The organism is Streptomyces sp. NPDC053541, from assembly GCF_044544705.1.
Classification (GTDB): domain Bacteria; phylum Actinomycetota; class Actinomycetes; order Streptomycetales; family Streptomycetaceae; genus Streptomyces.
This window is the reverse complement of the sequence record NZ_JBITXM010000006.1, coordinates 260,919-284,779: the sequence shown is the minus strand read 5'-3', so window position 1 is coordinate 284,779 and position 23,861 is coordinate 260,919. Positions and strand designations below refer to the sequence as shown.

Here is a 23,861-nt window from a genome sequence, read left to right as displayed (position 1 = left end):
CGAGCCGGTAGGGGATAGTGGGGTACGTGAGTGCTGTACCCGTACCCCAGCCCCGAGCCGCCCGAACGGGCGGCGCCGCCCCCTCCGGCGCCCGCCGCGGCCTGGCCGCCGCCCTGCTGCTCGGCGCCCTCGGAGCCACCGTCGTACTGCTCTCCGCCGGCCAGATCTGGGCCGAGGGCACCGCGTCGGTCGGCGGCGGAACCGTCCCCGTCGAGGCCGACGGCGGCACCGTCACCGGCGTCCCGACCGCGCTCGCGATCGTCGGCCTCGCCGCCCTCGTCGCCGTCTTCGCGGTCCGCCGCACCGGCCGCACCATGGTCGCCGCGCTGCTCGCCCTGAGCGGCGCCGGCGCGGCCCTCGCCGCCGTCCTCGGCGCCTCCGACAGCGCCGCCCTGGACGCCGAGGCCGCCCGGATCACCGGCAACACGGCCGCCGCCGTGAACGGCCTCAGCCACACCGTCTGGCCGTACGTCACCGCCGCCGGCGCCGTCCTCATCCTGGCCGCCGGGCTCTTCGCGCTGCGCTTCGGCAAGGCCTGGCCCGCCATGGGCGGCCGCTACGAGCGCTCCGGCGCGCCCCGCGCCGCCCGCCGCCCCGCCCGCGTCGACCCCGACCGCCCCGAGGACCTCTGGAAGGCCCTGGACCGCGGCGAGGACCCGACGCACGGCGGCTGACCCGGTACGGTGACCGCGACGCGTGATCGTTCGGGCACCCCGATGCATCACGGCGCCCGCGTGTGCGGAAGAATGAGGCGTCACCACCGAGCAACACCAACGAGGAGCAACTCATGGCGGGCAGCGCCCACGGACACACCCCGGCCGCCTGGACCGGTGTCATCATCTCCTTCATCGGCTTCTGCATCGCCGGCGTCTTCATGGTGGCCGCCAACGTGCCGGGCTTCTGGGCCGGTGTCGGTGTCATCCTCCTCGGCGGTGTCGTCGGCGGCGCCATGAAGCTCGCCGGCATGGGCATGCCGAAGGCTTCGGACGACGTCGTGGCCGCCCGCGAGGCCGCCACCCGGGCCGCCCTCGGCAAGGCCTGACCCTCCGCCGCACCCCGGTTCACCCCGAAGGCGCAGCCCCCCGACGCGGGGCTGCGCCTTCGCGCCGTACGGGCGAGAATCTGCGGGTGGACCCGAACCCGAGCCCGGCCCCGACGCCCCCGCACACCGCAGCAGCGAGCGCGCCGCACCCCGGCCACGCCGTGCCCCTCCCGGCCCCGTACGCCCCCCACGGCCCGTACGCGGCCTACGGGCCCGCCGGACCGCCCCCGGCGCCCCGGCCGCTCGCCCGGCGCCTCCTGGCCCCGCTCGGCACCCTCGCCGGGGTCGCCGCCGCCTTCGCGTACGTCGGCACCGTCGACCCCAACGAACCCGGCCACTACCCCGTCTGCCCGCTGCTGCGCTTCGCCGGCCTCTACTGCCCCGGCTGCGGCGGACTGCGCAGCGCCCACGCCTTCGTCCACGGCGACCTCGCCACCGCCCTCGGCGCCAACGCGCTCGCCGTCCTCGGCTACGGGATCTTCGCCGTCGTGATGGTCCTCTGGCTGGTTCGCGCCGTCCGCGGACTGCCGATGCGACTCGCCGTCGCCCCGGCCTGGTGGTGGGGCGTCGGGGCCGTCCTCACCGCGTTCACGCTGGTCCGGAACCTGCCGTTCGGCGCCGCGCTCGCCCCCTGAGGACCCGCCGGGCGCCCCCGCGAAGTCCCAGCAGTTGGGACGTGTCGTCAACCGATGCGAGTCAGCGGCCCACCTGCGGATACCATCGACCTGGCTGAACCGTGTTCATCGAATCCCGGAAGGGGGCCTCTCGCGTGAGTGTGCTCGACGAGATCATCGACGGCGTGCGCGCCGACCTCGCAGAGCGGCAGGCGCGGGTCTCCCTCGACGAGCTCAAGGAGCGCGCCGCCAAGGCGCCGCAGGCCAAGGACGGAGTCGCCGCCCTGCGCGGCGACGGCGTCAAGGTGATCTGCGAGGTCAAGCGCTCCAGCCCGTCCAAGGGCGCGCTCGCCGCCATCGCCGACCCGGCCGGACTGGCCGCCGACTACGAGGCGGGTGGCGCCGCCGTCATCTCCGTCCTCACCGAGCAGCGCCGCTTCGGCGGCTCGCTGGCCGACCTGGAGGCCGTGCGCGCCCGCGTCGACATCCCGGTCCTGCGCAAGGACTTCATCGTCACCGCGTACCAGCTCTGGGAGGCCCGGGCCTACGGCGCGGACCTCGCGCTGCTCATCGTCGCCGCCCTGGAGCAGGAGGCCCTGGTCTCCCTCATCGAGCGCGCCGAGTCCATCGGACTCACCCCGCTCGTCGAGGTGCACGACGAGGAGGAGGTCGAGCGGGCCGTCGACGCCGGCGCCCGCGTCATCGGCGTCAACGCGCGCAACCTGAAGACCCTCAAGGTCGACCGGTCCACCTTCGAGCGCGTCGCGCCCGAGATCCCGGCCGGCATCGTCAAGGTCGCCGAGTCCGGCGTCCGCGGGCCGCACGACCTGATCGCGTACGCCAACGCCGGCGCCGACGCGGTCCTGGTCGGCGAGTCCCTGGTCACCGGCCGAGACCCGAAGTCCGCCGTCGCCGACCTGGTCGCCGCCGGCGCCCACCCGGCGCTGCGCCACGGGCGGGGCTGACCCCGCCATGAGCGTCCGCTTCCGCCACGACACGCCGCACGTCCCGGGCCGCATCGCCCGGGGCGCGGTCGACGTGCACACGGACGGAAGCGACCGCCGCCACGCCCCGCTCGCCCGAGGCTGCCGCCCGCGCGGCTGCCGCGCGCCCGCCCGCCGTGTGCACGGCCGCCGGGTCCGCTACGTGATCGGCGACGAGCCGGGCCAGGTCAACGGCATGCGATGGCGCCCGCGCCCCGCGCGCGCTTCCTGACCCCCGCACCCCGTACGGCCGGGTGCGCCGCCCGCCCGATCCGTTCCCGTCGTGGGTATTCGTCCCGCAGGGCGGGGCGGGTGGGCACACGGGACGGCGCCCTTGCGGGCGCCTCCGCTCCCCGTACCTGCCCGCACCACCGGTGCGGCGCCCTCGTGGTGCGGGTCCAGGCGCGGAATGCCTGGGCCCGGCAAGGGGCGCCGTCCGTTGTGCCCACCCGTTCCGCCCCAGCGGAACGAATGCCCACAACGGAATGGCGCGGCAGCCCACAACGGGACGGCGGCGCCCGCCACGGAGTGGCGCGGCCGCCGGCAACGGGCTCGGCGAGGCACCGCGTCCCGCCAGGGCGACGTGCCCGGCCGGCTGCGCGGCGGGAGTCAGGCGCGCGCATAACGTGACCATCGACCACACGTGATCCCGGGGCACCCGCCCCGCGAGGAGCAACCGCATGTCCAGCGAGTTCTTCATTCCCGACCCGGAGGGTCAGGTCCCGTCCGCCGAGGGCTACTTCGGTGCCTACGGCGGCAAGTTCATCCCCGAGGCCCTCGTCGCCGCCGTCGACGAGGTCGCCGTCGAGTACGACAAGGCCAAGAGCGACCCCGAGTTCGCCCGCGAGCTCAACGAGCTCATGGTCAACTACACCGGCCGGCCCAGCGCCCTCACCGAGGTCCCGCGGTTCGCCGAGCACGCCGGCGGCGCCCGGGTGTTCCTCAAGCGCGAGGACCTCAACCACACCGGCTCGCACAAGATCAACAACGTGCTCGGCCAGGCCCTGCTCACCAAGCGCATGGGCAAGACCCGGGTCATCGCGGAGACCGGCGCCGGCCAGCACGGCGTCGCCACCGCCACCGCCTGCGCCCTCTTCGGCCTCGACTGCACCATCTACATGGGCGAGGTCGACACCCAGCGGCAGGCCCTCAACGTGGCCCGGATGCGGATGCTCGGCGCCGAGGTCGTGGCCGTGAAGTCCGGCAGCCGCACCCTCAAGGACGCCATCAACGAGGCGTTCCGCGACTGGGTCGCCAACGTGGACCGCACCCACTACCTCTTCGGCACGGTCGCCGGCCCGCACCCCTTCCCCGCCATGGTCCGCGACTTCCACCGGGTCATCGGCGTCGAGGCCCGCCGCCAGATCCTGGAGCGCACCGGGCGCCTGCCCGACGCGGCCGTCGCCTGCGTCGGCGGCGGCTCGAACGCCATCGGCCTCTTCCACGCCTTCATCCCGGACGCCTCCGTCCGCCTGGTCGGCTGCGAGCCGGCCGGCCACGGCGTGGAGACCGGCGAGCACGCCGCGACCCTGACCGCCGGCGAGCCCGGCATCCTCCACGGCTCCCGGAGCTACGTCCTCCAGGACGAGGAGGGCCAGATCACCGAGCCGTACTCGATCTCGGCCGGCCTCGACTACCCCGGCATCGGCCCCGAGCACGCCTACCTCAAGGACAGCGGCCGCGGTGAGTACCGGGCCGTCACCGACGACGCCGCCATGCAGGCGCTGCGCCTGCTGTCCCGCACCGAGGGCATCATCCCGGCCATCGAGTCGGCGCACGCCCTCGCCGGCGCGCTGGAGCTCGGCCGGGAGCTCGGCCCCGAGGGGCTGATCGTCGTCAACCTCTCCGGCCGCGGCGACAAGGACATGGACACCGCCGCCCGCTACTTCGGGCTGTACGACACCGACGCCGAGGTGGCCGCGGACGCCGCCGACACCGCCGAGATCGAGGGGGACGCGAAGTGACCGGCACCATCCAGCTCCTGAGCGACACCCTCGCCAAGGCGAAGGCGGAGAACCGGGCCGCGCTCATCGCGTACCTCCCGGCCGGCTTCCCGACCGTGGACGGCGGCATCGCCGCGGTCAAGGCGGCCTTCGACGGCGGCGCCGACGTCGTCGAGGTCGGCCTGCCGCACAGCGACCCGGTGCTCGACGGCCCCGTCATCCAGACCGCCGACGACATCGCGCTGCGCGGCGGCCTGAAGATCGCCGACGTGATGCGCACGGTCAAGGAGGCGTACGAGGCCACCGGCAAGCCGGTCCTCGTGATGACCTACTGGAACCCGATCGACCGCTACGGCGTCGAGCGTTTCACCTCCGAGCTCGCCGCGGCCGGCGGCGCGGGCTGCATCCTGCCCGACCTGCCGGTCCAGGAGTCCGCCCTGTGGCGCGAGCACGCCGAGAAGCACGGTCTCGCCACCGTCTTCGTCGTCGCCCCCAGCAGCAAGGACGAGCGGCTGGCCACCATCACCGCGGCCGGCTCCGGCTTCGTCTACGCCGCCTCGCTGATGGGCGTCACCGGCACCCGCGAGTCGGTCGGCGAGCAGGCCGCCGACCTGGTCCGCCGCACCCGGGCCACCTCCGAGCTGCCGGTCTGCGTCGGCCTCGGCGTCTCCAACGCCGCCCAGGCCGAGGAGGTCGCCGGCTTCGCCGACGGCGTCATCGTCGGCTCCGCCTTCGTCAAGCGGATCCTCGACGCCGACGGCGACGAGGCGGCCGGTCTCGCCGGCGTAAGGGAACTGGCGGCCGAACTCGCCGAGGGCGTCCGCCGCAGGAAGTAACCCATACGGGTGGATTCGTCACCGGGGAGGCACGCGGGTGCCTCCCCGGTTCGTTCTCGTGGGCGTGAGCGAGAAGAACCGTGACGGTAATCGGAGCGCGCGGGAGCGCCTTCAGCAGCAGCGCGAGCGCGACAGGGCCCGGGAGAAGCAGCGGCGCGTCCTCATCGTGTCGGCGGCGGTGGTCGGCGTCCTCGGCCTTGCCGCGGTCGTCGGCGTGATCGCCGCCAACAGCGGGGGCAAGGACAGCTCCGACAAGGCCGGCCCGGTCGTCGACCCGGCCGGGGCGATCACCGGCGAGAAGCCCGCCATCCCGCAGGGCCGGCCGGACGCCCCGTCCACCCTCCAGATCTGGGAGGACTTCCGCTGCCCCGCGTGCGCCCAGTTCGAGACGTACTTCCGGGACACCGTCCACGAGCTGGAGGCGGCCGGCGCGGTCAAGGCCGAGTACCACCTCGCCACCCTCATCGACGGCAACCTCGGCGGCAGCGGCTCGCTGCGCGCCGCGAACGCCGCCGCCTGCGCCCAGGACGCGGGGAAGTTCACCGCGTACCACGACGTGCTGTACACCAACCAGCCGCAGGAGACCGACGACGCCTACGCGAAGAACGACAAGCTGATCGAGCTCGCCGCGAAGGTCCCCGGGCTCGACACCCCCGCCTTCCGCTCCTGCGTCGAGGACGGCACGCACGACAGCTGGGTGAAGAAGTCGAACGACGCCTTCAAGAAGAGCGAGTTCAACGGCACCCCGTCGGTGCTGCTCAACGGAGAATCGATCTTCCCGCAGAAGGGCGGCGAACAGATCTCCACGGAGAACCTGAAGAAGTGGGTCGCCGAGGCCAACAAGGGCAAGAAGCCCGGCACCGCCTCCCCGGCCGCCGGGTCACCCACCCGCTGACGGCGTTACGGAGAAGTTGCCGGGCTGGCTGCCGTGGGGCCCGCCCGGCAGGGTAGCGTCGGACCTGCCATGGACCTTGCCTACATTCCCAGCCCGTCGACCGGCGTGATCCACCTCGGACCGATCCCGCTGCGCGGCTATGCCTTCTGCATCATCATCGGTGTCTTCGTCGCCGTCTGGCTCGGCAACAAGCGCTGGATCGCCCGCGGCGGCACCGCCGGGACGGTGGCCGACATCGCCGTCTGGGCGGTGCCCTTCGGCCTCGTCGGCGGCCGCCTCTACCACGTGATCACCGACTACCAGCTGTACTTCAGCGAGGGTGAGAACTGGGTCGACGCCTTCAAGATCTGGGAGGGCGGCCTCGGCATCTGGGGCGCCATCGCGCTCGGTGCCGTCGGCGCCTGGATCGGCTGCCGCCGCCGCGGCATCCCGCTCCCGGCGTACGCGGACGCCATCGCGCCCGGCATCGCCCTCGCCCAGGCCGTCGGCCGCTGGGGCAACTGGTTCAACCAGGAGCTCTACGGCCGGCCGACCGACCTGCCGTGGGCGCTGAAGATCACCGCGGGCCCCAACCGCGAGGCCGGCCTCTACCACCCGACCTTCCTCTACGAGTCGCTGTGGTGCGTCGGCGTCGCGCTCCTGGTCATCTGGGCCGACCGCCGCTTCAAGCTGGGCCACGGCCGCGCCTTCGCGCTGTACGTCGCCGCCTACTGCGCCGGCCGCGGCTGGATCGAGTACATGCGCGTCGACGAGGCGCACCACATCCTCGGCCTGCGGCTGAACGTGTGGACCGCGATCATCGTCTTCCTGCTCGCCGTCGTGTACATGGTCGTCTCGGCGAAGGTCCGCCCGGGCCGCGAGGAGACCGTGGAGCCGCGGAAGGCCGCCGAGGCGGGGGAGAAGCCCGCGGAGGGTGCCGAGGACGCCGCGACGGACCGGGACGCCGAGCCGGCGGAGGCCGCCGGGGACCGGGCCGCCGAGGACAAGGTGCCGGGCGCGGACGAGGACGCCGACCAGGCCGGGGAGAAGCGCAAGGACGGCGCCGGGAACGGGGCCGGGGCCGGCGGGCGCTGACCCGCACGGCACGCACAGGACGGGGCGGAGGGCCGCCGGGACCGAGGGTTCCGGCGGCCCTCCGCCGTTCCCGGGCTCAGGACCTCCGGGCGGCCAGCGCGAGCACCCGGCGGGCGCGGGTCACCACGGCCGCGTCGACGAAGCGCCCGTCCGGCAGCGCGAGGGCGCCCTCCTGGGCCTCGGCCGCCTTCACCACCTCCTCGGCCGCGGCGATCTCGTCGGGGGCCGGCAGATAGGCCCGCTCGATCACCGGGAGCTGGCGGGGGTGGATCGCGGTGCGCCCCAGGAAGCCGAGCGCGCGGCCCCGGGCGCAGCTCGCGGCGAGCCCGTCCAGGTCGCGGACGTCGGGGTGGACGGACTGCGCGGGCGGCGGCAGGGCGGCGGCGCGGGCGGCGACCACGACCCGGCTGCGCGGCCAGTCGAGCCCGCGGTCCTCGCGTACGCCCAGGTCGGCGGCGAGGTCGGCCTCGCCGAGGGCGATGCCGTGGACCGAGGGGTGGGCGACGGCGATGGCGTGGGCGTGCTCGACGGCGAGGGCGTTCTCCAGGAGCGGGTAGAGCGGGAGGCCCGCGGAGATCTCGGCGATCCGGGCGATGTCAGTGGGGTGTGTCACCTTGGGAACACGCAGAGCGACGAGTCCGGGCAGGGAGACCAGGGAGGGGATGTCGCGTGGTGCGTGCACACGGACGTGGACCGGTACGGGCTGGGGGTCGGAGAGCAGTTCGCGGGTGGCCGCGAGGGCGTAGCCCCGGCGGTCGGGGGCCACCGCGTCCTCCAGGTCGACGATGACGACGTCGGCGCCGGAGGCCAGGGCCTTGCGGACCACGTCGGGGCGGTCGCCGGGGGCGTAGAGCCAGGTGAGCGGGACGGGCCGGTCGGGGGTCATACGGCTCCTTCGGCGCGCAGGGCGGCGATCTCGTCGGGGCGGAGACCGAGTTCGGTGAGGAGGGCGTGGGTGTCGGCGCCGTGCGGGCGGCCGGTCCAGCGGATGGCGCCGGGGGTGTCGGAGAGCCGGAAGAGCACGTTCTGCATCCGGATCGGGCCGAGCTCCGGGTCCGGCACCTCGGTGACGGTGCCGAGGGCCTGGAACTGGGGGTCGTCGAGGACGTCGCGGACGTCGTAGACGGGGGCGATCGCGGCTTCGGCCTTCTCGAAGGCGGCCATGGCCTCGTCGCGGGTGTGGCGGGCGATCCAGGAGCCCACGGCCTCGTCGAGGACGTCGGCGTGCTCGGCCCGGCCGGTGCCGGTGGCGAACCAGGGCTCGTCGATCAGCTCCGGCCGGCCGACCAGGCGCAGCACGCGTTCGGCGATCGACTGGGCGGAGGTGGAGACGGCGACCCAGGAGCCGTCGGAGGTCGTGTAGGTGTTGCGGGGTGCGTTGTTGCGGGAGCGGTTGCCGGTGCGCGGCTGGACGTAGCCGAGCTGGTCGTACCAGAGGGGGTGGGGGCCGATGACGGAGAGCATCGGTTCGATGATGGCCATGTCGACGACCTGGCCCTGGCCGGTGGTGTGCCTGGCGGTGAGCGCGGTCATCACGGCGTACGCGGTGGCGAGGGCGGCGATCGAGTCGGCGAGGCCGAAGGGCGGCAGGGTCGGCGGTCCGTCCGGCTCGCCGGTGATGGCGGCGAAGCCGCTCATGGCCTCGGCGAGGGTCCCGAAGCCGGGCCGGTGGGCGTACGGGCCGAACTGCCCGAAGCCGGTGACCCGGGCGAGCACCAGACGCGGGTTGACGGTGGAGAGTTCCTCCCAGCCGAGGCCCCAGCGTTCCAGGGTGCCGGGGCGGAAGTTCTCCACGATCACGTCGGCCGAGGCGGCGAGCCGGAGCAGGGTGTCGCGGCCGCCGGGGGTGGACAGGTCGAGGGTCATGGTGCGCTTGTTGCGGCCGAGGACCTTCCACCAGAGTCCGACGCCGTCCTTGGCGGGGCCGTGGCCGCGCGAGGGGTCGGGCTTGCGGGGGTGCTCGACCTTGACGACCTCGGCCCCGAAGTCGCCGAGCATCATCGCGGCGAGCGGGCCCGCGAAGAGGGTGGCGAGGTCGAGGACGCGCAGTCCGTGGAGCGGCGGGCGCGGCCCGTCCGCGGCGGCGGGGCCGGCGGGGGCGGGGCTCGTGCGGGCGGTCATGAGAGGGCCGCCTCGATCGCGGCGCGGTACGGCATCGAGGTCGACGCGCCCTCGTGCTGCACCGAGAGGGCGGCGGCCGCCGAGGCCCAGGCGAGGGCCTCCGGCATGGGGCGGCCCTCGGTGAGGGCCACGGCCAGGACCCCGGCGAAGGTGTCGCCGGCGGCGGTGGTGTCCACGGCCCGGACGCGGGGCGCGGGCACGGTCAGCGGTTCGCCGCCGCGGACGGCGTGGAGGCAGCCGGCCGCGCCGAGGGTGACGACCACCTCGGGCACCTGGTCGAGCAGGGCGCGGGCGGCGGCGGCCGGGTCGGTCTCGCCGGTGAGGGCGGCGGCCTCGTGCTCGTTCGGCACCAGGAGGTCGGTGGCGGCGAGGAGTTCGGGAGGGAGGGGCTGGACGGGGGAGGGGGTGAGGAGGGTGCGGACGCCGCGCTCGCGGGCGGCGACGGCGCCCTCGACGACCACGGAGAGGGGGAGTTCGAGCTGGAGGAGCAGGGCGTCGGCGGTGCCGATCAGGGCCTCGTCGCCGTGGTCGAGGGAGGTGACGGTGCCGTTGGCGCCGGGGACGACGACGATCGCGTTGCCGCCCTCGTCGTCGACGACGATGTGGGCGGTGCCGGAGGGGCCCTCGACGGTGCGCAGCAGATCGGTGTCGACGCCGCTGTGTTCGAGCGCGGCCCGCATCCGGACGCCGAAGTCGTCGGCGCCGACCGCGCCGATCATCGACACCTCGGCGCCGGCCCGGGCGGCGGCGACGGCTTGGTTGGCGCCCTTGCCGCCGGGCACGGTGCGGAACTCGCGGCCGGTGACGGTCTCGCCGCGGGCGGGTGCCTTGGCCACGTAGGCCACGAGGTCCATGTTCGTGCTGCCGAGCACGACGATGCTGCTGGTCATGGGCGTACTGCCTCCGAGTGCGTCAGTGCGGCCAGGGCGTCGAAGCCGATGCCGTCGAAGGACGGCACCGAGGTCGAGAGCCGGTTCTTGAGGGGGGAGGTCCAGGAGTCGGGGAGCCGGTCGGGGTGTCCGGCGAGCAGTCCGGCGACCGAGCCGGCGGTGGCGCCGTTGGAGTCGGTGTCCCACCCGCCGGAGACGGCCGCGCCGATGGAGCGCGTGAAGTCGCCGTCGGCATGGGTGAGCGCGGCGGCGAGCAGGGCGGCGTTGGGGACGGCATGGACCCAGTGATACCCGCCGAGCTCGGCGTGGAGCCGGTCCACGACGGTGTCGAAGTCCGGGTGGGCGCGGGCCGTCTCGATGGCCGAGCGCACGGCGCGGGCGAGCCGTGACTCCGGGGGGACGACGGAGAGCCCCGCGGCGAGGGCGGTGTGCACGTCGGCGGTGCCGCCCGCGGCGGCGGCGATCGTGGCGGCGGCGAACATCGCGCCGTACACGCCGTTCCCGGTGTGGGTGAGCACGGCGTCGCGGTGGGCCTGGCGGGCGGCGGCGCCGGGGTCGCCGGGATGGGTCCAGCCGTGCACGTCGGCGCGGATCTGGGCGCCGATCCACTCGCGGAAGGGGTTGCGGCGGGAGGCGGTGTGCGGGGGTTCGACGCCGTCGAGGAGGTTGCGGTAGGCGATCCGCTCGGCGGTGAAGGTGCGGCCGGCGGGCAGTTCGTCCAGCCAGAGGCGGGCGACGTCGGCGGTGTCGAAGTCGCGCCCGTGGCGCCGGAGGAGGAGCAGGGCGAGGAGGGGGTAGTTGAGGTCGTCGTCCTCCGGCATGCCGTCGATGTTCTCGGCGAGGGAGGTGGCGGCGGAGCGCCGGTTCCAGGGGTGGGCGGCGAGGAGTTCGGCGGGGACGCCGCGGGCGGTGAACCAGGTGCGCGGCGGCCAGTTGCCGGTGGCGCGGGCGAGGGCGCGGATGGCGGGCAGGGGCAGCTTCTCCACGGGCTTGCCGAGGAGGCAGCCGGCGGCGCGGCCCAGCCAGGCGGCGTGCAGCCGGTCGAGGAGGGCACCGTCCCGGCGCGCCGCGCCCGGGCTTCGGGGAGGGGACGGCCAGTCGGGGCAGGCGGCGACGATCGCGTCGAGGGGCGTGGGTTCCAGGGCGGCGAGGGGGGAGGGGAGTGCGGCGAGGGCGTCGAGGAGGCGCTCCGCCAGGGGGCGGAGTTCCGGGCGCGGGGTGGGGGAGGCGCCGGCGGAGGGCGGTGCGGGCCGGCCGCCGGCGGCGTGCCAGCGGTCGGCGAGCGCGCGGGCGTCCCGGCCGTCCTCCGCCGCCTGCCGCAGCTCGTGCCCCACCAGGTCCTCGGGCTGGACCCAGGTGAGCCGGAGCGGGGCGGGGGGAGGGGGTGTCATCGGGCCGTGCCCGTCAGGGTCGCCCAGGCCGACTCGTGGGCGCAGCGGCGGGCCGTGTCGCGGGCGAAGACCTCGTGGGCGACGGCGGTGAGCGCGGTGGCGGGGGCGTGCAGGTCGAGCCGGCTGGCCTCGGCGACCCGCTTGGCCCACTCGGCGGGGACGGCGGACTCGCCGTGCAGGGCGCCGGCGAGTGCGCCGGCCATGGTGGCGATGGAGTCGCAGTCGCGCCCGTAGTTGACGGCGCCGAGCACGGAGCGGCGGTAGTCGCCGTCGCCGACCAGGAGCATGCCGAGGGCGACGGGCAGTTCCTCGATGGCGTGCGTACGGGAGGGGCGGCGGGCGTCCAGGGAGGGCGCGCGGTAGTCGGGGCCGACCGAGTCGAAGGGGGCGACGGCCCGGCGCAGCGGGGCGAGCGCGGTCTCGAAGTCCCGGTGGGCGTCGCCGACTTCGCAGGCCGCCTCGATGGCGGCGCGGGTGCCGTCCTTGGCGAGGGCGAGCGCCGTCTCGACCACCGAGCGCGGGGTCGCGCCGGGGGTGCAGGCGGCGGCGACGGCGGCGGCGAAGACGCCGGCGGCCTCGCGGCCGTACGAGGACTGGTGGGCGCCGGCCACGTCCAGCGCCTCGGCGTAGGCGGCGGCCGGGTGGGCGGCGTTGACCAGGCCGACCGGGGCCATGTACATCGCCGCCCCGCAGTTGACGATGTTCCCGGTGCCGGCCTCGCGCGGGTCGGCGTGTCCGTAGTGGAGCCGGGCGACGATCCACTTCTCGGCCAGGAAGACCCGCTGGAGGGGCAGGGCCTCCGCCTCCAGTTCGGGGATCCACACCGGGCGGCCGATGAGTTCGGGGACCAGGTGCTCGGCGATCGCGTAGGCGTCGAGGTGGTCGCGGACCTTCTCGTACACCCTGATCAGGGCGTGGGTCATCAGGGTGTCGTCGGTGACGTGCCCGTCGCCCTTGTGGTAGGGGGCGATGGGGCGGGCGGTGCGCCAGTCGTCGCCGTTCCAGGGGCCGACGATGCCGGTGACGCGGCCGCCGTGGCGCCGCACGATCTGTTCCGGGGTGTAGCCCTCGACGGGGCCGCCGAGGGCGTCACCCACGGCGGCCCCGAGGAGGCTGCCGGTGATCCGGTCATCCAGCGTGGGGTTGCTTTGCGGTGTCATGCCGGAATTGTCCACCCGGGGTGGCCGGTTCCGTGGCTGCCAGGAGACCGGCGAGTTCGACCAGGTCGGTGCCCGCGAGGCGGGGCAGGGCGCAGCCCGCGAGGGTGCGGCAGGCGGCCCGCCAGGTCGCCGGCACCGAACTCCCGCCGCCCAGGGCGCCGGTGAGCGCGCCCACGAGCGCCGGGGCGGAGTCGGCGACCCGGGACAGGCAGGCGGCGGCCGGCACCGCGGCGGTCATGTCGCCGCGCGCGGCGAGCGCGAGCGCGAGGGTGACCGGGAGGGTCTCGGCGGCGGCGATGCCGTAGCTGTAGACGTGGTCCACGATCTGGTGCTCCAGGAGCGGGACCAGTTCGAAGGCGGTGGCGGCGGTGCGGGCGAGCCGCAGGGCGTGGTGGGCGTTGCGGCCGATCTCCGTCGCGGCCGGGAGCTGTGCGAGCGCTGCCTCCACCGCCTCCCCGGCGGGCGCCCCGCCGAGCGCGGCCGCGACCGCCGCCGCCATGGCCCGGGCGCCGTGCACGCCGTCGCCGTCCTGGGTGTAGCGCGCGTCGAACTCGGCGAGGGCCGCGGCGGCGTGCGGGTCCCCGGGGTGCACGAGCGCCAGGACGGCGGCGCGCACACAGGCCGCGTCGTCGAAGTAGTGCGGGTTGTCGTGGCCGGTCGCGGGCGGCCGCAGCCCGGTCGCCAGATTGCCGAGCCCGGCCCGCACCGAGATCCGGGCCCGCAGCGGGAGCACCGCGGACTCGACCTCGGGCGCGCGGTCGGCGGCCGCGGCGACCTGGCTCGCGAGCGCGTTCCAGGCGAGGTCGACGGCGGCCCGCAGCCGCCGCTCCGGCGCGAGCGTACGGAACAGCGGCCCCGTCGCCGCGAGCAGCGCCTCGGCGGTGAACACCGCCCACTCGGCGTCGTCCGAGGGACCGAGCCGGAGCGGCTCCGGCGGCTGGTTCAGCGCGATCGGCACCGGCAGCGTGGTCGTCGCGTTCTCCTCGGCGAAGGTGTCCAGCTCCCGGGTGAGCCGCCGGGTCCACTCCGGCATCCGGGCCGCCCGGTGCCGCGCCGCAGGCCACCCGGCGGCGTCCCCCGCGGCCAGCCCCAGCAGCACCCCCTCGATGCCCTCCCGGCGCCCCGTGCCCCGTGGCCCGAGCCCGAGCACCGGCGCCCGCCGCACCCTTCCGCCGGTCCCCGTACGGTTCCCGTCGCCCGCCTCCTCGCCGCCGGCGTGCGGCGCGGTCGCCGTCGTCGTGTTCGCCGTCGTCGTGTCCGGCAGCGTCGTGGGTGTCGTGGTCGTCAGGTCCGCGCTCATCAGGCGTCCACCTCCGGGGTGAGCAAGTCGGCGATGTCCAGGACGTGGTAGCCGCGCATCGAGGGGAGGCAGGAGCCGGCGACGGGCGGGATCGCGGAGGCCCAGCCGTCCGGGATGGCGGCGGCGCCGCCGAGGGCGCCGGCCAGGGCGCCCGCGACGGCGGCCGTGGTGTCGGCGTCGCGGCCCATGTTGACGGCGGTGAGGACCGCGGTGCGGAAGTCGCCGCGGGCCGCCGCGAACGCGCCGAAGGCGAGGCCGACGGCCTCGGGGGCGAGGTCCGTCCAGGGGTAGCCGCCGATGACGACCGCCGAGCGGACCGCGCGCTCGCGGGTCAGCGGGTCCGGCTCGACGCGCTGCGCCGCGACGACCGCGCGGCGCATGGAGCGGGCGGTCCAGGAGTCCATCGGGACCACCGAGAGGGCGGCCGCGATGACCGAGGTGACGCTCGCGCCGCCCATCGCCGCCGCGACCCCCGCCGCCACCGCCTGGCCGCCGTAGATGCCCTCGCCCTCGTGGCTGACGCTGCCGTCGATGGCGACGAGCCGCGCCGCCTCCGCCGGGCGGCCCGCCGCGAAGACCCCGAAGGGCGCCGCCCGCATCGCGAGGCCGTCGCTCCAGGCGTGCCGGTGCTGGGCCGAGATCGGCGCGGCGAGGCCACGGCGGAGGTTCTCCAGGGTGCCGCGCTCGGAGAAGCCCGCGCCCCGGAACGGGCCCTCGTCGAGGTCGGCGATCCAGTGGTGCCAGGCGCGTTCGACATGGGCGACGGTGAGGGCCGAGCCGTGCCGGGCGAGCAACAGGCCCGAGAAGATCGCGTACTCGGTGTCGTCGGTGCCGGCCGGCCGGTCCGTCACGAAGCCCTCGATCCGGCCCCAGCGTCGGCGGATCTCGGAGGGGCGCAGGTTCTCGGCGGGGGCGCCGAGCGCGTCGCCCACCGCGAGGCCGAGCAGCGCGCCCCGCCCGCGTTCCCGCACCTCGCCCGCGGCCCCCGCCGGTTCCGCCGCCGTCGCGCGCCCCGCCCCCGCCGCGCCTGCCGGCCCCGTCGTTCCCGCCGTGACAGTCGTGTCGCCGGTCGTCATGCCGTACCCCTTCCGTGCTCTGCCCCATCTCTGCCACGCGGGGGTCCCGACCGCTCACGGAAACGTTTCTGTCACCCGGGTGACGGCGTGTCAGGCGCGACGTCAAGGTGCTGTCAGCATGTCGACACCCGCCCGTAAACACCAAGGTCAGCCTTACTAAGTACGGCCTGCCTTGCTGGCGCGCCCCTTACATCGGGCGTATTTTCGAGGGTGTCGAAGGGGGCGGGGCTGCCGAACCCGCAGCGCACACAGGGGAGAAGCATGTCCATCATCGAAGCCGTCGCACCGCTCCACGAGGCCCACCGCGACAACCACACCCACCGTGACGTCAACGGCGGCTGGCTGCGCCCCGCCGTCTTCGGCGCGATGGACGGACTCGTCTCCAACCTGGCGCTGATGACCGGTGTGGCCGGCGGCGCGGTCTCCTCGCAGACGATCGTCATCACCGGTCTCGCCGGACTGGCCGCCGGCGCCTTCTCGATGGCCGCCGGCGAATACACCTCGGTCGCCTCGCAGCGCGAGCTGGTGCAGGCCGAACTCGACGTCGAGCGGCGCCAGTTGCGCAAGCATCCGGTCGACGAGATGGAGGAGCTGGCCGCGCTCTACGTGTCCCGGGGTGTCGAGCCCGCGCTCGCCCGCGAGGTCGCGATGCAGCTCTCCCGCGACCCGGAGCAGGCCCTGGAGATCCACGCCCGCGAGGAGCTGGGCATCGACCCCGACGACCTGCCGTCGCCGACGGTCGCCGCCGTGTCCTCCTTCACCTCCTTCGCCCTCGGCGCCCTGCTGCCCGTCCTGCCGTACCTGCTCGGAGCCACCGCGCTCTGGCCGGCGGTGCTGCTCGCGCTCCTCGGGCTCTTCGCCTGCGGCGCCCTGGTCGCCCGGGTGACCGCCCGCAGCTGGTGGTTCAGCGGGCTGCGCCAGCTCGTCCTGGGCGGGGCCGCGGCCGCCGTCACGTACGGACTCGGCATGCTCTTCGGGGCGGCCCTGTAGGCCCCGCGCCCATCCGGCGGCCCCGCGCCCGTCAGGAGCCCCCCGCACCTTCCCGAAGCCCCCGGCGCCCGCCCGTGCCGGGGGCTTCCGGCGTGCCTCCGCACCGCGCCCCCGCACGTGACCGGCGGTTCTGTCTCTGTGACGTATCTCCCTGGGCGGATCGGCCGCTCCGGTGAGACACTATGCGGAGCTCCACATATCTAGCCGGTTACCGGACGGTTTCGAAGTTCCGTTCGCCGGGCATGAGGCACAAGCGCCGCGGGCAATGAAGCCCGCTCTGCGACGGATCGGCCCAGGATCCGCATCACCCCGGATTCCTCGCTCCGTCCCCCACGGAAACGCCGTCGTTCCCGTGTCCCACAGCTGAACCACCCGCCACCGCCCGTATCGACGGTGTCCGCATGCTGGAATGCGCTATCCGCTTCCCGAGAAGCCAGCCATCATGTAACCTGCACGAAATTTCGCGGAGGGCCAACGTCGTCCCTCGGCTGCTGCATATGCCACGACGACGACGGGAGAGCCGATGCGTTCCGACGCCTGGTCGCCCATGGACGGTCGCCCCGCCCCGCAGGGGATGTACGACCCCCGTAACGAACACGACGCCTGTGGTGTCGGGTTCGTGGCCACCCTCACCGGTGTTGCCAGCCACGAGCTGGTCGAGCAGGCGCTGACCGTACTGCGCAACCTCGAGCACCGCGGCGCCACCGGCTCCGAGCCGGACTCCGGTGACGGTGCCGGCATCCTGTTCCAGGTCCCGGACGCCTTCCTCCGCGAGGTCACCGGGTTCGAGCTCCCCGCGGCCGGCTCGTACGCCGTCGGCATCGCCTTCCTCCCCGCGGACGGCTCCGCACAGGCCGTCTCGCAGATCGAGACGATCGCGTCCGAGGAGGGTCTGAACGTCCTCGGCTGGCGCGAGGTCCCCGTCGCCCCCGACCTGCTCGGCGCCTCCGCCCGCGCCACCATGCCGGTCTTCCGCCAGCTCTTCGTCGCCGACGCGGCCGGCGAGGCCGAGGGCATCGCCCTCGACCGCAAGGCCTTCGTCCTGCGCAAGCGCGCCGAGCGCGAGGCGGGCACCTACTTCCCGTCGCTCTCCGCCCGCACCATCGTCTACAAGGGCATGCTGACCACCGGCCAGCTGGAGCCCTTCTTCCCGGACCTGTCGGACCGCCGCTGCGCCAGCGCCGTGGCCCTCGTCCACTCCCGGTTCTCCACCAACACCTTCCCGAGCTGGCCGCTCGCCCACCCGTACCGCTTCGTCGCCCACAACGGCGAGATCAACACGGTCAAGGGCAACCGCAACTGGATGACCGCCCGCGAGGCCCAGCTGGCCGGCGACGTCTTCGGGACCGGCGCCGACGGCCGCGGCATCGAGCGCATCTTCCCCGTCTGCACCCCGGACGCCTCCGACTCGGCCTCCTTCGACGAGGTCCTGGAGCTGCTCCACCTCGGCGGCCGTTCGCTCCCGCACGCGGTCCTGATGATGGTCCCCGAGGCGTGGGAGAACCACGACTCCATGGACCCGGCCCGGCGCGCCTTCTACCAGTACCACTCCACCCTGATGGAGCCCTGGGACGGCCCGGCCTGCGTCACCTTCACCGACGGCACCCAGGTCGGCGCGGTCCTCGACCGCAACGGTCTGCGCCCCGGCCGCTACTGGGTCACCGACGACGGCCTCGTCGTCCTCTCCTCCGAGGTCGGCGTCCTCGACATCGACCCCGCCAAGGTGGTCCGCAAGGGCCGCCTCCAGCCCGGCAAGATGTTCCTCGTCGACACCGCCGAGCACCGGATCATCGAGGACGACGAGATCAAGGCCGCCCTCGCCGCCGAGCAGCCCTACGCCGAGTGGCTGGAGACCGGCGAGATCGAGCTCTCCGACCTCCCCGAGCGCGAGCACATCGTGCACACCCACGCCTCGGTCACCCGCCGCCAGCAGACCTTCGGCTACACCGAGGAAGAGCTCCGCGTCATCCTCGCCCCGATGGCCCGCACCGGCGCCGAGCCGATCGGCTCCATGGGCACGGACTCGCCGATCGCGGCCCTGTCCGAGCGCCCGCGGCTGCTCTTCGACTACTTCACCCAACTGTTCGCGCAGGTCACCAACCCTCCGCTGGACGCCATCCGCGAGGAGCTCGTCACCTCGCTGCGCTCCTCCCTCGGCCCGGGCAGCAACCTGCTCGACCCGACCGCGGCCTCCTGCCGCTCGGTCACCCTGCCCTTCCCGGTGATCGACAACGACGAGCTGGCCAAGCTCATCCACATCAACGCCGACGGCGACATGCCCGGCATGAAGGCCGTGACCCTGTCCGGCCTCTACCGGGTCTCCGGCGGCGGCGACGCGCTCGCCGCCCGCATCGAGGAGATCTGCGCCGAGGCCGACGCGGCGATCGAGGGCGGCGCCCGCCTGATCGTCCTGTCCGACCGGCACTCGGACGCCGAGCAGGCGCCGATCCCGTCGCTGCTGCTCACCGCGGCCGTCCACCACCACCTCATCCGCACCAAGCAGCGCACCAAGGTGGGCCTGCTGGTCGAGGCCGGCGACGTCCGCGAGGTCCACCACGTCGCCCTGCTCATCGGCTACGGCGCCGCCGCCGTCAACCCGTACCTGGCCATGGAGTCCGTCGAGGACCTGGTCCGGGCCGGCACCTTCATCGAGGGCATCGAGCCCGAGCAGGCCATCCGGAACCTGATCTACGCCCTCGGCAAGGGCGTCCTCAAGGTCATGTCCAAGATGGGCATCTCCACCGTCGCCTCCTACCGCGGCGCCCAGGTCTTCGAGGCCGTCGGCCTCGACACCGCCTTCGTCGAGAAGTACTTCAACGGCACCGCCACCAAGATCGGCGGCGCGGGCCTCGACGTCATCGCCCGCGAGGTCGCCGCCCGCCACGCCAAGGCGTACCCGGCCACCGGCATCCCCTCGGCGCACCGCGCCCTGGAGATCGGCGGCGAGTACCAGTGGCGCCGCGAGGGCGAGCCGCACCTGTTCGACCCGGAGACCGTCTTCCGCCTCCAGCACGCCACGCGCGCCAAGCGGTACGACATCTTCAAGAAGTACACCCAGCGGGTCGACGAGCAGTCCGAGCGCCTGATGACGCTCCGCGGCCTCTTCGGCTTCGCCACCGAGGGCCGCACCCCGATCCCGGTCGACGAGGTCGAGCCGGTCTCCGAGATCGTCAAGCGCTTCTCCACCGGCGCCATGTCCTACGGCTCCATCTCGCGCGAGGCCCACGAGACCCTCGCCATCGCCATGAACCAGCTGGGCGGCAAGTCCAACACCGGTGAGGGCGGCGAGGACCCGGAGCGCCTGTACGACCCGGCGCGCCGCTCCGCGATCAAGCAGGTCGCCTCCGGCCGCTTCGGCGTGACGAGCGAGTACCTGGTCAACGCGGACGACATCCAGATCAAGATGGCCCAGGGCGCCAAGCCCGGCGAGGGCGGCCAGCTGCCCGGCCACAAGGTCTACCCGTGGGTCGCCAAGACGCGTCACTCGACGCCGGGCGTCGGCCTGATCTCCCCGCCGCCGCACCACGACATCTACTCCATCGAGGACCTGGCGCAGCTGATCCACGACCTCAAGAACGCCAACCCGGCGGCCCGCATCCACGTGAAGCTGGTCTCCGAGGTCGGCGTCGGCACGGTCGCGGCCGGCGTGTCCAAGGCCCACGCGGACGTCGTGCTCATCTCCGGCCACGACGGCGGCACCGGCGCCTCGCCGCTGACCTCGCTGAAGCACGCGGGCGGCCCCTGGGAGCTCGGTCTCGCCGAGACCCAGCAGACCCTGCTGCTCAACGGCCTGCGCGACCGCATCGTCGTGCAGACCGACGGCCAGCTCAAGACCGGGCGCGACGTCGTCATCGCCGCGCTGCTCGGCGCCGAGGAGTTCGGCTTCGCCACCGCGCCGCTCGTCGTCTCCGGCTGCGTCATGATGCGCGTCTGCCACCTGGACACCTGCCCGGTCGGCATCGCCACCCAGAACCCGGTGCTGCGCGAGCGCTTCTCCGGCAAGGCCGAGTACGTCGTCAACTTCTTCGAGTTCATTGCGCAGGAGGTCCGCGAGCTCCTCGCCGAGCTGGGCTTCCGCTCGATCGAGGAGGCCGTCGGCCACGCCGAGCTGCTCGACACCAGCCGTGCCGTCTCCCACTGGAAGGCGCAGGGCCTGGACCTGGAGCCGCTCTTCCACGTGCCGGCGCTGCCCGACGGCGCGGTCCGCCACGCCCTGGTCGAGCAGGACCACGGCCTGGAGAAGGCCCTCGACAACGAGCTGATCGAGCTCGCCGCCGAGGCCCTGAACGCCGCCTCCGCCGAGGAGGCCCAGCCGGTCCGCGCCCAGGTCGCGATCCGGAACATCAACCGGACCGTCGGCACCATGCTCGGCCACCACGTGACCAAGCGCTTCGGCGGCGCCGGCCTGCCGGCCGACACCATCGACATCACCTTCACGGGCTCCGCGGGCCAGTCCTTCGGCGCCTTCCTGCCGGCCGGTGTCACCCTGCGCCTGGAGGGCGACGCCAACGACTACGTCGGCAAGGGCCTGTCCGGCGGCCGCGTGATCGTCCGCCCGGACCGCGGCGCCGACCACCTGGCCGAGTACTCGACCATCGCGGGCAACACCATCGCCTACGGCGCGACCGGCGGCGAGCTGTTCCTGCGCGGCCGCACCGGCGAGCGCTTCTGCGTCCGCAACTCCGGCGCCCTGGTCGTCTCCGAGGGCGTGGGCGACCACGGCTGCGAGTACATGACCGGCGGCACCGCGGTCGTCCTCGGCGAGACCGGCCGCAACTTCGCGGCCGGCATGTCCGGCGGCGTCGCCTACGTGATCGACCTGAACCGGGACAACGTCAACTCCGGCAACCTGGGCGCCATCGAGGCCCCCTCGGACGCCGACAAGGCGTGGCTGCACGACGTCGTGCGCCGTCACCACGAGGAGACCGGCTCCACGGTCGCCGAGAAGCTGCTCGCCGACTGGGACGCCGCCGCGGCCCGCTTCAGCAAGATCATCCCCACCACGTACAAGGCAGTGCTCGCCGCCAAGGACGCCGCTGAGCTCGCCGGCCTCTCCGAGGCCGAGACCACCGAGAAGATGATGGAGGCGGCGACCCATGGCTGACCCGAAGGGCTTTCTCACCACCGGTCGCGAGGTCGCCAAGACCCGCCCCGTGGCCGAGCGCGTCAAGGACTGGAACGAGGTCTACGTCCCCGGCTCCCTGCTGCCGATCATCAGCAAGCAGGCCGGCCGCTGCATGGACTGCGGCATCCCGTTCTGCCACAACGGCTGCCCGCTGGGGAACCTGATCCCCGAGTGGAACGACTACGCCTACCGCGAGGACTGGCAGGCGGCCTCGGAGCGGCTGCACGCCACGAACAACTTCCCGGAGTTCACGGGCCGGCTCTGCCCGGCCCCGTGCGAGGCGGCGTGCGTGCTCGGCATCAACCAGCCGGCCGTCACCATCAAGAACGTCGAGGTCTCCATCATCGACAAGGCGTGGGACGGCGGTGACGTCAGGCCGCAGGCGCCCGAGCGCCTCTCCGGCAAGACCGTCGCCGTGATCGGCTCGGGCCCGGCGGGACTCGCCGCCGCCCAGCAGCTGACCCGGGCCGGCCACACCGTGGTGGTGTACGAGCGGGCCGACCGCATCGGCGGTCTGCTGCGCTACGGCATCCCCGAGTTCAAGATGGAGAAGCGGCACATCAACCGCCGCATCGAGCAGATGCGCGCGGAGGGCACCAAGTTCCGCACCGGCATCGAGGTGGGCCGCGACATCACCGCGACCGACCTGCGCAAGCGCTTCGACGCGGTCGTGGTCGCCGCCGGCGCCACCACCGCCCGCGACCTGCCCGTGCCGGGCCGCGAACTCAAGGGCGTGTACCAGGCGATGGAGTACCTGCCGCTCGCCAACAAGGTGCAGGAGGGCGACTTCGTCACCCCGCCGATCACCGCCGAGGGCAAGCACGTGGTCGTCATCGGCGGCGGCGACACCGGCGCGGACTGCGTCGGCACGGCGCACCGCCAGGGCGCGGCCTCCGTCACCCAGCTGGAGATCATGCCGAGGCCGGGCGAGGAGCGCAGCGCCGGCCAGCCCTGGCCGACCTTCCCCATGCTCTACAAGGTCACCTCGGCCCACGAGGAGGGCGGCGAGCGGGTCTACTCCGTCTCCACCACCCACTTCGAGGGCGACGAGGACGGCAACGTCCAGTTCCTGCACCTGGTCGAGGTCGAGTTCGTGGACGGCAAGCTGACCCAGAAGCCGGGCACGGAGCGGAAGATCCCCGCCCAGCTGGTCACGCTCGCGATGGGCTTCACCGGCACGGACGTGGAGAACGGCCTGGTCGCGCAGTTTGGTCTGGACCTCGACGAGCGGGGTAACATCGCGCGTGACGCGGACTTCGCCACCAACGTCGATGGCGTCTTCGTCGCCGGTGACGCCGGCCGCGGTCAGTCCCTGATCGTGTGGGCCATCGCGGAGGGCCGCTCGGCCGCCCGCGGCGTGGACCGCTTCCTCACGGGCGCCAGCTCCCTGCCGGCCCCGATCCGCCCGACGGACCGTGCCCTGACGGTCTGATCCCGCGGATCACCCCTCATCCGTCCCGCACAACGACGTGCGGAACTGAGCGCGGCGCTTGCCCCACTGTCCCCGACCTGGACGACTGGGTAGGCGCCGCGGCGCGTTCACTGCATGCTCATCCGGTGCGGGTGGGTGGGATCGGCCGGACAGACGAAGGCGCGGTAGTCGCGGCCCAGGTCGACGCCGGTCGGGGCGTGGACGCGCGGGTCCGGATACGGGCCCCAGCTGCCGTCACTCTCGTACGCGTCGAGCGTCAGCAGCACCCGCATCTCCGTCCCGCAGGCGGCGCAGAAGAGCGGGACCAGGTCCGTCCTGTGCCAGGAGTCCCAGCCGCCGATCTTCCAGCCGGGGGCGAGGGAGAGGTCGTACTGGTAGCAGGGGGCGGCGTCGCCGGTCCGGGCGCGGAGGCCGTCCTCCCAGGCGTCGATCCGGGCGACGAGCGGGCCGGGCAGGTAGTCCGCCCACGGGTACTCGACCACCTGCTCGGGATGCAGCACGCACGGCACCGGTACGTACCGCTCCTCGGCCACGGGCGGCGGCGACGGTACGGCGAGCGGGCCGGTCACCTCGGCCGCCCGGCGCCACACCAGGCGGGTGTACGGGCCGAAGTGGCTGAAGGGGCCGTCCTCGTGCGCGTACCGCGGGCACCACAGGACCTGGAGCAGGTCCGTGCCCGGCGGCGCGAAGGGGGCCAGGTCCGGGACGTCGCGGACGTGGAACTGGGCGAGCGGCAGCAGCGGGGCGCCGCCGTGTTCCCCGCACACCGGCCACGCCTCCGCCGCCGGCCACAGCAGTGGCCCGCCCACCGAGCTGCCGGCCGCCGTCGGCGTGCCCGGGCGCGGGTGCAGCCGGGTCGCCGTGCGGGCGTGGGCGGACAGCTCGGGGAACGGGACGGTGATGTCGAGCGGGCGGTACGGGGTCCGGGGCCGGGTCACCCGGTGAGGGTACCCAGCCGGGCCGTGACCCCCGGCCGGATCCCGTACCCT

General features: G+C 74.2%; 20 protein-coding genes. 12 read left to right on the top strand and 8 right to left on the bottom strand.

Annotated elements, in window-relative coordinates; translation table 11 throughout:
• Nucleotides 1-17: 17 nt before the first annotated feature.
• The 9 genes from ACIGW2_RS17730 to lgt all read left to right on the top strand — a co-directional run bounded on the left by ACIGW2_RS17730 (nucleotide 18) and on the right by lgt (nucleotide 7,387).
• Nucleotides 18-674 carry a TIGR02234 family membrane protein gene (locus tag ACIGW2_RS17730; RefSeq protein ID WP_392176166.1) on the top strand — a complete coding sequence of 219 codons (657 nt, stop codon included), beginning with the start codon at nucleotides 18-20 and terminating at the stop codon, nucleotides 672-674.
• Nucleotides 675-787: 113 nt separating this feature from the next.
• Nucleotides 788-1,042: an HGxxPAAW family protein gene (locus tag ACIGW2_RS17725; protein WP_361588258.1), complete on the top strand. Its 255-nt coding sequence runs from the start codon at nucleotides 788-790 to the stop codon at nucleotides 1,040-1,042.
• A gap of 86 nt (nucleotides 1,043-1,128) precedes the next feature.
• Nucleotides 1,129-1,677, top strand: coding sequence for a DUF2752 domain-containing protein (locus ACIGW2_RS17720; protein ID WP_399844374.1), 549 nt, complete (start codon nucleotides 1,129-1,131; stop codon nucleotides 1,675-1,677).
• 134 nt (nucleotides 1,678-1,811) lie between these two features.
• Nucleotides 1,812-2,621 (top strand): indole-3-glycerol phosphate synthase TrpC, encoded by an 810-nt coding sequence (gene trpC, locus ACIGW2_RS17715; RefSeq protein ID WP_399844372.1) that lies wholly within the window; start codon nucleotides 1,812-1,814, stop codon nucleotides 2,619-2,621.
• A 7-nt stretch (nucleotides 2,622-2,628) separates the two neighbouring features.
• Nucleotides 2,629-2,871, top strand: a complete 243-nt coding sequence (trpM, locus tag ACIGW2_RS17710; protein ID WP_361588256.1) for a tryptophan biosynthesis modulator TrpM — start codon at nucleotides 2,629-2,631, stop codon at nucleotides 2,869-2,871.
• A gap of 448 nt (nucleotides 2,872-3,319) precedes the next feature.
• Nucleotides 3,320-4,603, top strand: a complete 1,284-nt coding sequence (trpB, locus tag ACIGW2_RS17705; protein ID WP_361588254.1) for a tryptophan synthase subunit beta — start codon at nucleotides 3,320-3,322, stop codon at nucleotides 4,601-4,603.
• The gene (gene trpA, locus ACIGW2_RS17700; RefSeq protein ID WP_356070237.1) at nucleotides 4,600-5,418 is read left to right on the top strand and encodes a tryptophan synthase subunit alpha; all 819 of its coding nucleotides are present in this window, start codon (nucleotides 4,600-4,602) and stop codon (nucleotides 5,416-5,418) included. The genes trpB and trpA overlap by 4 nt, the downstream gene beginning before the upstream one ends.
• 64 nt (nucleotides 5,419-5,482) lie before the next feature.
• On the top strand, nucleotides 5,483-6,313 hold the full coding sequence (locus ACIGW2_RS17695; protein WP_356070235.1) for a thioredoxin domain-containing protein: 831 nt from the start codon (nucleotides 5,483-5,485) through the stop codon (nucleotides 6,311-6,313).
• A 69-nt stretch (nucleotides 6,314-6,382) separates the two neighbouring features.
• Nucleotides 6,383-7,387 (top strand): prolipoprotein diacylglyceryl transferase, encoded by a 1,005-nt coding sequence (gene lgt / locus ACIGW2_RS17690; protein WP_399844369.1) that lies wholly within the window; start codon nucleotides 6,383-6,385, stop codon nucleotides 7,385-7,387.
• A 76-nt stretch (nucleotides 7,388-7,463) separates the two neighbouring features.
• On the opposite strand, the gene ACIGW2_RS17685 is transcribed toward lgt, so the two are convergent.
• The 7 genes from ACIGW2_RS17685 to ACIGW2_RS17655 are packed head-to-tail and all read right to left on the bottom strand — an operon-like array spanning nucleotide 7,464 to nucleotide 15,325.
• A complete protein-coding gene (locus ACIGW2_RS17685) occupies nucleotides 7,464-8,273 on the bottom strand; it encodes an HpcH/HpaI aldolase/citrate lyase family protein (RefSeq protein ID WP_399844367.1) in 810 nt (269 codons plus the stop codon).
• Entirely contained in the window at nucleotides 8,270-9,508 is a 1,239-nt protein-coding gene (locus ACIGW2_RS17680) for a CaiB/BaiF CoA transferase family protein (protein ID WP_391655166.1), read from the bottom strand. Before ACIGW2_RS17680 ends, ACIGW2_RS17685 begins: the two co-directional genes overlap by 4 nt.
• Nucleotides 9,505-10,398, bottom strand: a complete 894-nt coding sequence (rbsK, locus tag ACIGW2_RS17675; protein ID WP_391655167.1) for a ribokinase — start codon at nucleotides 10,396-10,398, stop codon at nucleotides 9,505-9,507. Before rbsK ends, ACIGW2_RS17680 begins: the two co-directional genes overlap by 4 nt.
• Entirely contained in the window at nucleotides 10,395-11,789 is a 1,395-nt protein-coding gene (locus ACIGW2_RS17670) for an ADP-ribosylglycohydrolase family protein (RefSeq protein ID WP_391655168.1), read from the bottom strand. Before ACIGW2_RS17670 ends, rbsK begins: the two co-directional genes overlap by 4 nt.
• Nucleotides 11,786-12,949, bottom strand: a complete 1,164-nt coding sequence (locus ACIGW2_RS17665) for an ADP-ribosylglycohydrolase family protein (protein ID WP_391655169.1) — start codon at nucleotides 12,947-12,949, stop codon at nucleotides 11,786-11,788. Before ACIGW2_RS17665 ends, ACIGW2_RS17670 begins: the two co-directional genes overlap by 4 nt.
• A complete protein-coding gene (locus ACIGW2_RS17660; RefSeq protein ID WP_391655170.1) occupies nucleotides 12,918-14,249 on the bottom strand; it encodes an ADP-ribosylglycohydrolase family protein in 1,332 nt (443 codons plus the stop codon). The genes ACIGW2_RS17665 and ACIGW2_RS17660 overlap by 32 nt, the downstream gene beginning before the upstream one ends.
• Nucleotides 14,249-15,325 (bottom strand): ADP-ribosylglycohydrolase family protein, encoded by a 1,077-nt coding sequence (locus tag ACIGW2_RS17655; RefSeq protein ID WP_391655171.1) that lies wholly within the window; start codon nucleotides 15,323-15,325, stop codon nucleotides 14,249-14,251. The genes ACIGW2_RS17660 and ACIGW2_RS17655 overlap by 1 nt, the downstream gene beginning before the upstream one ends.
• 261 nt (nucleotides 15,326-15,586) lie before the next feature.
• On the opposite strand from ACIGW2_RS17655, the gene ACIGW2_RS17650 reads away from it, so the two are divergent.
• The 3 genes from ACIGW2_RS17650 (at nucleotide 15,587) to ACIGW2_RS17640 (ending at nucleotide 22,872) form a co-directional block, all read left to right on the top strand.
• Nucleotides 15,587-16,315 carry a VIT1/CCC1 transporter family protein gene (locus ACIGW2_RS17650; protein WP_391655172.1) on the top strand — a complete coding sequence of 243 codons (729 nt, stop codon included), beginning with the start codon at nucleotides 15,587-15,589 and terminating at the stop codon, nucleotides 16,313-16,315.
• A 523-nt stretch (nucleotides 16,316-16,838) separates the two neighbouring features.
• Nucleotides 16,839-21,419, top strand: coding sequence for a glutamate synthase large subunit (gene gltB, locus ACIGW2_RS17645; RefSeq protein ID WP_391655173.1), 4,581 nt, complete (start codon nucleotides 16,839-16,841; stop codon nucleotides 21,417-21,419).
• Nucleotides 21,412-22,872 (top strand): glutamate synthase subunit beta, encoded by a 1,461-nt coding sequence (locus ACIGW2_RS17640; RefSeq protein ID WP_361588233.1) that lies wholly within the window; start codon nucleotides 21,412-21,414, stop codon nucleotides 22,870-22,872. The genes gltB and ACIGW2_RS17640 overlap by 8 nt, the downstream gene beginning before the upstream one ends.
• 107 nt (nucleotides 22,873-22,979) lie before the next feature.
• Here ACIGW2_RS17640 and ACIGW2_RS17635 read toward each other — a convergent pair whose 3' ends face one another.
• A complete protein-coding gene (locus ACIGW2_RS17635; RefSeq protein ID WP_399844363.1) occupies nucleotides 22,980-23,810 on the bottom strand; it encodes a hypothetical protein in 831 nt (276 codons plus the stop codon).
• Nucleotides 23,811-23,861: the final 51 nt, after the last annotated feature.